This window comes from Streptomyces sp. B1866, assembly GCF_031932565.1.
In the GTDB taxonomy this organism is placed as follows: Bacteria; Actinomycetota; Actinomycetes; order Streptomycetales; family Streptomycetaceae; genus Streptomyces.
Genome location: NZ_JAVSCF010000494.1, coordinates 1 through 1,703, shown reverse-complemented (window position 1 = coordinate 1,703; position 1,703 = coordinate 1). Strand labels below are relative to the sequence as shown.

Genomic DNA, 1,703 nt, shown 5'->3' with positions numbered 1-1,703 from the left:
GCGGGCGGCACCCGCCCGCGGGCCGGGCGAACCGCCGGCGGCCGGTGCGGAACCCGGCCGCCCAAGCCGGTGCCCGCGCCGGTGCGCGGCGGCTGTCAGTGCCACCGCCTAGTCTGTGGCCCGTGATGTCAGCAGCACCCGAGGAGACCACCCCGCCCCGGCCCGGCGGCCGGGCCGGGCTCGCCCGCCCGGCCCCGGGCCCGGCCGCCGACGAGGGCCTGGCGCGGCGCCTGCGCGCGCTCGCCTGCACCGCGCCGCTGCACGACCTCGACGCCCGCAAGGCCAACCTCGCGGGGGAGTACGGGGTGTACGCGATGGCGGAGCTGGCCCTGGCCGCCATCGACCTGGTCACGCTCACCATGGACTTCGACACCGGCGCCGACCACGAGCAGATAGTGGCCCGGCTGCTGCCCCGCGTCGCCGCGCAGGCCCCGGACCGGCCCGCCGCCGAGCACGAGCGCGTGGCCCGCTGGGTGCTGGAGAACCTGATCAACGTCGGCAGCGTCGACCGGGGCTTCCGCGCCGTGTACGGCACCTTCGGCCCCGACGGCAGTTACGTGCGCCGCGACTACGACTTCAAGCTCATCGAGGAGGTGCCGGGCCCGGGCGGCGGCGTGTACCTGCGCACCACCGACGAGGCGGTCAACGTGCTGGTCGGCGCCCTCGACACGGACGTCACCAGCGCCCAGATCGCCGCCGAGGTCAAGCTGGAGGTGCTCATCAGCCGCGGCCGCCTCGCCGACGCCCAGCTCGCCGCCGAGCAGGCCCGCTACCGCACCGTGCAGTACGCGCAGGCGCTGCGCAGGACGCTGGAGGCCACCCGGCGCGACGTGCGCGCCGTGGACTGGATGCACACCGTCCCCGACCTGATCTCCGAGGCCCTGGACCACATCGCCGACCGCTACCGCCACGAGAACGCCATCCTGACCAACATCCGCAAGGCGCGCGACGAGGCCGAGGACCCCGAGCACAAGCGGCGCGCCGCCGAGCTGGTCGACATCGTCAAGGACTGCGTGCGCCGCCACACCCAGCTGCAGTCCCGGCTGCTGGAGGCCGGGCCGCTGTTCCGCGCCGAGCAGGACCGGCAGGCGTTCGCCGCCCCTGCCGCCCGGGCCGGCCTGGACCTGTACGGCCAGCTCCTCGCGCCCGTCCTGCCGCTGCCCGTCGAGCGGGCCACCCGGGTCACCGACGCCTTCTTCGCGCGCGGCACCGGCCCGCGCAACCCGCCGTGCCCGCGCCTGGGCGACCTGGTGGACCTCCTGCTCACCCCGCCCGCCGAGCGCGACCACCTCGGCGCCGAGCTGCCCGAGCCGGACCTGATCGCCACGCCCGACGACAGCCGGTTCAGCGAGGAGCAGCTGGCCAGGGCCGAGGAGCTGCTCGACCTGCCGCCCACCGCCCCCCGCAGGCTCTCCGGGCTGCTGGCCGAGGCCCGCCGCCGCGACCCCGGCCTGCCGTACCTGGTGGCCCTGCTGGCCTTCCACGCCGCCAGCCCGCCGGTCGGCACGGCCTACCGGCAGGGCGAACAGCGGCTGCTGTTCGCCGTCGACGACGGCACGGAGCTGGACGACCCGGAGTTCGGCGGCGCCGACCTGATCGTGGGCACCGCCCTGCTGGACGCGGCGGGCATGGCCGCCGACCGCACGGAGGCGGCGTGACGCCCGGCGCGCCCGCGCTGCCGGGCCTCCCGCCCTCGGGGCCGG

The 1,703-nt window shown here is 77.0% G+C and carries 1 protein-coding gene; it reads left to right on the top strand.

All coding sequences use genetic code 11. The annotated features are described in order from the left end of the window. The first annotated feature begins 125 nt into the window (after window positions 1-125). Window positions 126-1,658, top strand: a complete 1,533-nt coding sequence (locus RKE29_RS29745; protein WP_312008819.1) for a hypothetical protein — start codon at window positions 126-128, stop codon at window positions 1,656-1,658. The last annotated feature ends 45 nt before the right edge of the window (window positions 1,659-1,703 follow it).